The organism is Pseudoalteromonas sp. SG45-5 (assembly GCF_014164085.1).
In the GTDB taxonomy this organism is placed as follows: Bacteria; Pseudomonadota; Gammaproteobacteria; order Enterobacterales; family Alteromonadaceae; genus Pseudoalteromonas; species Pseudoalteromonas aliena.
Genome location: NZ_JACJEM010000093.1, coordinates 1 through 9,805 on the forward strand (window position 1 = coordinate 1; position 9,805 = coordinate 9,805).

The 9,805-nt window shown below is 38.4% G+C and carries 5 protein-coding genes and 1 pseudogene; 5 read left to right on the top strand and 1 reads right to left on the bottom strand.

Going from position 1 to position 9,805, the window contains the following annotated elements; translation table 11 throughout:
• The first annotated feature begins 407 nt into the window (after positions 1–407).
• From H5119_RS19390 to H5119_RS19410, 5 genes are all read left to right on the top strand, one after another.
• Positions 408–1,631 (top strand): response regulator, encoded by a 1,224-nt coding sequence (locus H5119_RS19390; protein ID WP_182703404.1) that lies wholly within the window; start codon positions 408–410, stop codon positions 1,629–1,631.
• Between the two features lie 205 nt (positions 1,632–1,836).
• Positions 1,837–2,175 carry a P-II family nitrogen regulator gene (locus H5119_RS19395; protein WP_004587162.1) on the top strand — a complete coding sequence of 113 codons (339 nt, stop codon included), beginning with the start codon at positions 1,837–1,839 and terminating at the stop codon, positions 2,173–2,175.
• A 9-nt stretch (positions 2,176–2,184) separates the two neighbouring features.
• The gene (locus H5119_RS19400; RefSeq protein WP_182703405.1) at positions 2,185–3,414 is read left to right on the top strand and encodes an ammonium transporter; all 1,230 of its coding nucleotides are present in this window, start codon (positions 2,185–2,187) and stop codon (positions 3,412–3,414) included.
• A gap of 149 nt (positions 3,415–3,563) precedes the next feature.
• Positions 3,564–5,915, top strand: coding sequence for a penicillin-binding protein 1B (gene mrcB, locus H5119_RS19405; RefSeq protein WP_182703406.1), 2,352 nt, complete (start codon positions 3,564–3,566; stop codon positions 5,913–5,915).
• 283 nt (positions 5,916–6,198) lie between these two features.
• Positions 6,199–9,219 carry a TonB-dependent receptor gene (locus H5119_RS19410; protein WP_182703407.1) on the top strand — a complete coding sequence of 1,007 codons (3,021 nt, stop codon included), beginning with the start codon at positions 6,199–6,201 and terminating at the stop codon, positions 9,217–9,219.
• 479 nt (positions 9,220–9,698) lie between these two features.
• Here H5119_RS19410 and H5119_RS20575 read toward each other — a convergent pair.
• Positions 9,699–9,805: pseudogene (locus tag H5119_RS20575) on the bottom strand (IS5/IS1182 family transposase); the annotation flags it as partial.

The window sequence follows — 9,805 nt, forward strand, 5'->3', positions numbered from 1 at the left end:
CAGCGCCTATGTAGTGTGGTTATTCCCCATAAATAGGCGATAACGCAGCATCAATGCCAAACAGGCGCTGCCCAAAGGGTTCTTCCTAGGGGCTATTTACTCTTTGTTGCTCGGTTTTTACTTAGACCACTAGGTTGTAAACCTCGCGCCGCGATTAAACAGCCCCTAGTTTGAACAAATTTTAATCCGCAAAGATCAACAGACCCTAGTAGTTTGTATTTAGAGTTTGCAAACTATTACCAATCAAATCTAATGGAATTCGCTTTAATTTTAATGCGCAATATAACAATGCTTAGCAGGATGTTTATTATTCACGAGTTTTTGCTATTTTAGCTGCAAAAATGAAGTGCGATTATTTTATATTTGTTACTGACGGTATAAAGTTAACCAAAGTAAAGAGAAGAACTATGCAAAGAGTATTAGTGGTTGAAGACAGTAAAGTAGTACAGCAGGTTTTACGCCACTTAACTGCCCAGTACCTTGATGTCGCTATTGATTTTGCTTGGTCTTTAGCTGAATGTAAAAGCTATGTAGAAAAATATGATTATTCACTCGCTTTAGTTGATTTGACCCTACCAGATGCGCCTCATGGTGAAGTTGCGCAGTACACCTTGACTAAAAAAATCCCCACAGTTGTACTTACGTCTAAAATTGACGAATACAAACGCCAGCAAATGCTTGAACTTGGTGTTGTTGATTACGTAATTAAGGATAATCGTGATTCTTATCATTATGCCGTAAAGCTTGTGGCGCAATTGCTAAGAAACCAAGGGTGCAAAGCGCTTATTGCCGATGATTCAATGCTGAGCCGCTCATTAATGAAGCAAATGTTAGAAAAACAATTGTTTGATGTAACCGTAGCTAATGATGGCCAAGAAGCGCTTAATCTATTAAAAGCGGATCCAGAGATAAAGTTGTTAATGACTGACTATGCTATGCCTGTAATGGATGGCTTTGAACTTGTTAAAGCGGTTCGTCATTTTAGAGGCCGTGATGATTTAGCTATTATTGGTTTGTCAGGTGCGGGCAAGCATGGTTTATCAGCGCGATTTATTAAATATGGCGCAAACGACTTTTTGACTAAACCGTTTATGAATGAAGAGTTCCACTGTCGAGTATTGCAAACAATGGAGCAGCTTTCATTAATTGCAGATATAAAAGAAAGTGCCTTTAGAGATGATTTAACGGGTTTGTATAATCGCCGTTATTTTTATCAATATGCGGAAAAGCTATTAAAAAATAGAAATCAAAATAATACGCTCGCTTTACTTGATGTTGATCTTTTTAAAAATATTAATGACAAATTTGGTCATGAAGGTGGAGATCAGGCGTTAAAACAAGTCGGTTCACTTATTCGTTCTACGTTCTCTAACTTTATAGTTGCGCGAGTAGGCGGTGAGGAGTTTGCAATTATTTTACCTGAAATCGAACTAACAAAGGGCAGAGAATATTTAGAAGCATTTAGAAAAAAAATGGCGAGTTATGATTTTTCTATCAGTGACAAGTCTTGCACTATCACTATAAGCATTGGTTTAGCTGAGTTTCAAAATACCAGTTTAACTGATGCTATGCGAACGGCCGACAGTGCTTTGTATAAAGCTAAAAACAAAGGTCGTAATTGTATCGCATAATATCTAGTTAGCTTTTTAGTGCGAGGTTAGTTTACGCACCAATGTAGCTACATTGTTAATATAACGCACCTAAATGGTGCGTTTTTTTTGGTTTTATTTTTATTTTTATCTTTAAGTTATTGTTTAAATTAAATATAAAATACTGGCATAAAGGTTGGATTGTATTAGTCAACAGGATAACAATAAAGAGTCCGAGGGGGCCGCTATGAAAATGATTAGTGCAATTATAAAACCATTTAAATTAGATGATGTGCGTGAAGCACTTGCTGATTTAGGAATTGAAGGAATGACTGTCGTTGATGTAAAAGGCTTTGGGCGTCAACGAGGTCATACAGAGTTATACCGAGGTGCAGAGTATCAAGTTGATTTTATTCCTAAAATTAAACTTGAAATTGCAACTCGAACTGAAAACTGCCAGCGTGTTGTAGAGGCAATTACTAAAATCGCATCAACAGGTAAGATCGGTGATGGCAAGATTTTTGTATACGACTTAGATCAAATTGTTCGTATTCGTACTGGCGAACTTGACGAAGAAGCGATTTAAGGAGGCATCATGGAAAATACAATAATAGAATTAAAATTCTCACTCGATACCTTCTATTTTTTAATATCAGGTATATTAGTAATGTGGATGGCAGCAGGTTTTGCGATGTTAGAGGCGGGTTTAGTTCGCTCTAAAAACACCGCTGAAATTTTGACTAAAAATGTCGCGCTCTATTCAATAGCATGTACGATGTTTTTATTAGTTGGCTACAACATTATGTATGTAGACAATATTGAAGGCGGTTTAATTCCCTCAATAGGTGCTTTAATTGGTACACAAGCTGCTGATGCAAATCATTCTTTAGAGTCTGATTTTTTCTTTCAAGTCGTTTTTGTTGCAACTGCGATGTCGATTGTGTCAGGTGCTGTTGCTGAACGTATGAAACTATGGGCCTTTTTAGCATTTGCTGTTGTTCTGACTGGCTTTATTTACCCTGTTGAAGGTTATTGGACATGGGGCGGTGGTTTTTTATCTAAAATGGGCTTTGTTGATTTTGCAGGCTCTGCAATCGTGCATGGCGCAGGTGCTGCCGCCGCACTAGCAGGTGTTTTAATTCTGGGAGCTCGTAAGGGGAAATACGGTAAAAATGGTGAAATATACCCAATTCCAGGTTCAAACTTGCCCCTTGCTACACTCGGTACGTTTATTCTATGGATGGGCTGGTTTGGCTTTAATGGTGGTTCTCAATTACTGCTTTCAGATAAAGAAAATGCAACAGCGGTAGGTCAAATATTACTAAATACTAATGCCGCAGCTGCAATGGGAGCTATTGCTGCGCTGTTTGTGTGTAAAGTACTTTGGGGTAAATCAGATTTAACTATGGTATTAAATGGCGCATTAGCGGGCTTGGTTGTTATCACCGCAGACCCTCTTTCACCATCACCGGTAATGGCTTGCTTATTAGGTTTACTAGGGGGGGCTTTGGTTGTATTTAGTATTGTTGCCCTTGATAAAGTTAAGATTGATGACCCTGTAGGTGCAATCTCTGTGCACGGTGTGTGCGGTGCATTAGGCATTATGTTAGTACCGCTAACCAATGCTGACGCCAGCTATGTTAATCAGTTAATAGGTCTAGTATGCATTCTTGCCTTTGTATTTGTAGCATCATTTATTGTTTGGACTGTGCTTAACAAAGCAATGGGTATACGTGTAACCGAAGAAGAGGAGCTAAACGGGATGGATCAACACGATTGTGGTATTGAAGCCTACCCAGAGTTTGTTTCTGTTCGAAATAGCTAATAGTTTATTTAAATAATAGTGTGTTTACACAAAGCCCTACTTCGGTAGGGCTTTTTTTGTTTCAGGAAGGGTTAACTTTTCGGATGTTAGGGTATATTCAATATGCTAAGCTCACACTCGTGAATAACCTTGGAATAAATTACACTTAAATGGCTGATAATAAAAAAATACCTACCAGTAAACCTGCAACTAAACGTGTGAGTAAACCATCAGGCACGGCAAAGAAAAGAACCTCAAAAACTTCAAAAAGCACTAAAAAAGCAGCAAAAAAAACGCTTCAACGCTCTTTCATGAAAAAAATATGGTCAGTGTTTTGGAAGCTAAGTTTGGCTGTTTTTATTGCCATGGCAATGTATTTTATTTATCTAGATTCAAAAATAACACGTCAATTTGAAGGGAATAAATGGCAACTTCCAGCGCAAGTTTATGCGCGGTCAATGGCATTTTATCCAGGACAATTTTTATCAAGCCAAGAAGTAATATGGGAACTTGAACGTCTAAATTATTCATCAGTTAATAGATTAAGCCGAACAGGGCAGTTTGTTAAAACAGCCAGCAGTATTAAAATTTATCGTCGTGATTTTGAGTTTTACGATGGATTTGAAGCGTCGCATATTATTGAATTGCGTTTTTCAGGGCAAAAAGTCGCAACGATTAAAGATAAGTTTGGCAGGCGCTTAAATAGTGCTCGCTTAGAGCCTGTACAAATAGCCCGTATAGGCAATGATTCTAAACAAGATAGAGAGTTTGTGCCGCTTGATAAATTTCCAGCCATGTTAAAAGACACATTATTAGTGGTTGAGGATCGTAATTTTTATGAGCATCATGGTGTGTCGGTGTTTTCTATTTTACGGGCGCTTTACACTAATATGCGCGCAGGTCGTACTGTTCAAGGCGGTAGTACACTTACCCAGCAACTAGCTAAAAATATTTATTTAACGCGTGAACGTTCTTTAATGCGTAAAATAAATGAGGCCTTTATTGCTCTTATTCTGGATTATCGCTATTCAAAAGATCAAATATTAGAAGCGTATTTAAATGAAGTCTATTTAGGGCAGTCTTATAACCAAGGCGTGCACGGTATGGGGCTCGCTGCAGACTTTTATTTTTCTAAACCCGTTGATGAACTAGAATATGACCAAATTGCTCTGCTGGTGGCAATGGTTAAAGGACCCTCTTATTACAACCCTCGTCGTTACAAAGAGCGCACAATGGAACGTCGAGATCTCGTTCTGCGTCTTATGGTAGAAAATAAACTGCTTAGCACAAAAGAATATCGCGCATCACTTAAACGTCCTATTGATATTGCGCCAATGAAAGCAAGTTTACAAAAATCATACCCAGGCTATTTAGAGCTAGTAAATCGAGAATTAAATAAGCTATTACCAAATAAACAAACGCTTGATGCCGGCGTGAGAGTATTTACTTATTTTGATCTACAAAAACAAACCGCAATGGAAGAGTCGATAAAAAATAGTTTACCGTACTTAGAAAGACGTCCAAAAACAGAAGAATTAGAAACTGCGATGATTTCTGTTAACGTAGAAAAAGGCGGTGTATCTGCGCTTGTTGCTGGCCGTGATGTGCGTTACTCGGGCTTTAATCGTGTTTTAGATACAAAGCGTAATATAGGATCGCTCGTTAAACCCGCAGTGTACTTAACGGCGCTACAATTACCGCATTATAATTTAGCTACACTGCTTGATGATTCACCATTACAGGTGACAAACGAGCAGGGTAATGTGTGGCAACCAGAGAACTTTGATCATCAATACCGTGGTGCAATCCCACTTTATAAAGCATTTAGTAATAGTATTAATATTCCAGCGGTTAATTTAGGGCTTGATGTCGGTGTTGACCAAGTGGCAAAGACTTTAAAAGGGCTAGGTGCGACGGGGAGAATAGATGAATACCCATCGCTACTTTTAGGTGCTATTGAAATGTCTAGTTATGAAGTTGCCCAATTATATACAACGATAGCTGCAGATGGCGAATACAGACAACTTACTGCAATATCGGCCCTTACCGATTCTGTAGGCAAAGTGCTTTATAAGCATATCGTAAAGCCAGAATCCAGATTTGATAAAGACGCGATTTACATGACTAAGTACGCAATGAAGCGTGTAACTAAAGACGGTACTGCTAAACGCTTAAATTTACATTTTCCGTCAATTCAACTGGCAGGTAAAACGGGAACCAGTAATGATTTGCGTGATAGCTGGTTCGCAGGGTTTGATCAAAACACGGTAACGGTAGCTTGGCTTGGTCGAGACGATAATAAAAGTACGGGACTAACTGGCAGTGTTGGGGCGCTAGAAACGTATATTCGCTATTTAAAACCACTTAATCCCCAAGCCATTGCCGATACACGGCCAGCATCAATTCGCTGGGCGTTTGTTAACGAGCAAACAGGAAAACAAGCCCCACCAGGCTGCGGAAAAGTAATTCAATTACCTTTGAGAGCCAGTGAGTTTGAACCTAGACCAAGTTGTTTTCGTTAGAAGAGTAAGATTCGATTCTTTAGCAAACCTTATACAATTTGAGTTTGTATTTCTTGTTCTTGTTTATTTATATATTTAATAAGTGATTGACTAACGCACTTGTTTTTAGTGGTTGTAGCCACTATAGAAACGAAATTGTATGCTTTACATGTTTTTCGTTATATTTTGTTTAATGTTCCTTGATTTTATTGTTATATATGTTTACAAAATAATTTTATTTGTTAATGTTTAGGTTCTCTTATTTGAGAGTGAAAATAATTATAAATTTAACAGGGATAAGAATATGAAAAGTATATTCAGAAAAAGTATTACTGCATTAGCTGTATCAGCTTCATTAGGTTTAGCTTTACCTGCTGTTGCGTCAGATGTAGTCGGTTCAATTAATAATATTACAAGTTCAGGTAGCTACACTGTCAAAGTGAAAAACCCTGCCACTGGGTTAGAACGTACGCTTTCTGTATCAGATGATGGTTCTTTTCGTTTTGCATCTTTACCTTCAGGTAGTTACCAAATTCAAATACTAAAAGGTAACTCTGTTGTTGCTGAAGACAATGTTCGTGTTTCTTTAGGTGCTAACGCAAGAGCTAATTTTGATTTAGCGCAACTTAATGGATCTGGTCCAGAAGTTATCCAAGTCTTAGGTGCACGAATTTCCTCCATTGATTTATCAACAGCTGACTCAGGGTTAGTAATTACAGATGCTGAAATAGATAGAATGCCAATCAATAGAGATTTAACGTCTGTTGCTTTACTTGCACCTGGTGCTGTGAAAGGTGACAGTGCGTTTGGGAATACAGCTTCTTTTGGTGGCTCATCAGTAGCTGAAAATGCTTGTTACATAAATGGTTTAGAAGTTACAAATACTCGCCAAGGTCTTGGTTGTGGTGAAGTCCCATTTGAATTTTATGACCAATTTCAAGTAAAAACAGGTGGTTATTCAGCTAAGTTTGGTAGAGCTACTGGTGGTACTATTAACACCACTACTAAAAGCGGTACGAATGAGTGGGAATTCTCTGCGGTGGTGCAATATCAACCAGATTCTCTACAAGAAGAAGGCAATATTTCACGTGGTAATAATGGTGCCGGCCAAATTTTTAGAGATGAAAGCCATGATAGCGATAATAAAGCAGATATTACGTTAGCGGTAGGTGGTCCATTAATCGAAGATACATTATTCTTCTATGGTTTAGTTAATCCTCGCGATACAGAGTCTACATACACATGGGGTGGAGATGAATTCTCTGCAAATGATCAGTATCGTACAGAGTCAGCGTCTGGCGGCGATAACTTGTTTTGGGGTGGTAAACTAGATTGGGTTATTACTGAAAATCATAGTTTAAGCTACTTTGCTTATTCGAATCGTCGTGATATTGAGCGTTCGGTTTATGAATATAGCAATGGTGTTATTGGCGATCGCAAAGATGGTGCTTTACTCAAGCGAGGCGGTGAAGCGCAAAGCTTAAGTTATACTGGTATCCTTACTGAAGACCTTGTTGTTACTGCGATGGTTGGTAATATTAAAACTGAGTATGAAACACAATCAGAAAACTTAGTATGTCCTTCTATTACAGACTCTCGCGGTACATCTAGCCCGATAAAGGGCTGTGGAGCTGGTGGGAGCTTCGGTGCTAATAATGACGAAAACACACAATACCGCTTAGATATAGAGTATGTATGGGGCGATCATGAATTTAGTTTTGGGGTTGATTATCAAGAACGCGAATCTGAGCGTATAGATCGTCCAATTGGTGGTCACAGCTATGATTATAAAACGCTTGCTGATAATGGTACCTTCCAAGCAGATAACGGTGCATTAACTAACAATACAGGTAATGTATTACAATATGTTGAAGACCGAGTTTTTGATGGTGGTGGTAGTTTTAGATCTGAATTAACGGCATACTACATTGAAGATAACTGGCGCGTAACAGATGACTTTGCTGTTACTGTAGGGCTACGCATTGATGAATTTGATAGCTGGGGAACAACTGATAAACTACTAACTAGTTTCAAAACTGATGTAGCACCGCGCTTAGGCTTTACTTGGGATCCAACAAGTACAGGCGATACTAAAGTTTATGGTACTTACGGTCGTTACTACCTACCAGTTGCTAATAATACTATTTTCCGTGCAGCTTCTGGTGTAAGTGACATCACAACCGCTTATACGTATACCGGAGTTGACAGTACAACAGGCGCTCCAACGGGTCTTTCTCCTTTAGCCGATACTATCGGTTCTGGGGGTCTTGCTAACTCTCAGCAAGTAAGTGGTGTACCTGTTATTCCTGAAAAAGATATTTTTCAAGCGCAAGAAGCAGACCCTTTCTCTAAAGATGAGTATATTTTAGGTGTTCAACAGGCACTTAACGATGAGTACACTGTTGGTGTAAAAGGCGTATATCGTGAAGTTGCGACAGCACTCGATGACTACTGTGGTCGTTATGCATACCCATTTTGTGTAATGATTAATCCAGGCTCTTCATCTAGCTGGTATAAAGATGGTGTGTATTGGAACGGTACAAGCAATGATCCGACTACTGAAGTAAACGATGGTATACCAGATGCAAATTCACTAACTACTTATTCAGCTGAAACTATAGGCTTACCGAAGGCTAATAATGAATATACAGCAGTGGAATTTAGCTTAGATTATAAAGCCGATACTATTCGTTATCAGTTTGGTTATACTTGGGCTCGCAGTGTGGGTAACTTCGAAGGTGCGGTTAAATCTGATATCGGTCAAGCTGATGCGGGTATAACACAAGACTTTGACTTCCCAGCTGTAATGGATGGTTCACAAGGTTATCAACCAAATGATCGTCGTCATACGTTCAAATTCTTTGGTAGCTGGGAGCCTGTGGAGAATCTAACTGTTGGTTGGAACGCAACTCTACAAAGTGGTCGCCCTAAGAGTTTGTTTGGTCAAGGTTACCCATCTACAGATCCAAACCTGAATGGTGGTTGGGGTGATAAATTCTATATTTATACTAACAATTGCCCTGATACAAATGGTAATGGAGAGTGTGAACAAGACGAAAAAATCTATGAGAAACATGATCGTGGTACTAATGGACGTACACCATGGGTGTTTAACTTAGACTTATCAGCTGCTTACGACTTTACTGTATCGGATATTGATATGCGTGCTTCAATTAATATTTTCAATATACTGAATACGCAATCAGAGTATTCAATAAATGAACACTATGAACAAAGTGAAGGCGTTGTAAATGCTTATCATGATGCGGCATATTCTTGGCAGACCCCACGTTTTGTTCGTTTAGGCTTTGAAGCTCGCTTCTAATATAGCGCGCTCTAAAAGCGAACAGATTAAATAAACTATCGTCATTATATTGTCGAGAAGTTAATGGTTAAAATCTGTTAGATAATTAAACAAATCGTTAACAATCCGTAATTAGTCCTCTAATTGCGGATTTTTTAATTTTAATGATGTGTAAGATTTTTTTACCATTTAATACCACATTAGCTGATACTATTTTTATTAAAATATACCGTTACGGTGAATTAAATAATTTCATTTCCTGTAATTTGAAGCTTTTAAATGGGAGTTTATTCAATTTAGGGGAGGGGTAGTCGTGGCGTGAAATTTAAAATCTAGGGGGTCGGTAACTGCTCCTGAGTTACTTTGGCTGCTTATACCAATTGCCTTATGTTAGCGATTTATTATAGCGAAAAGAAAATAGCTCAATAACAAGACTAAAATTATGGCATATAGTTGTTCTATATAAATAATTTTTAACGTAGCTAGGGGCTGTTGATCTTTCACATTGGTAGCCAAATCATTGCACATGCCAGCGCTAACATACTCTCAAACTGTAATTTCAATTTATCGTACCTTGTCGCTATAGCACGGAAGTGCTTTAGCCTTG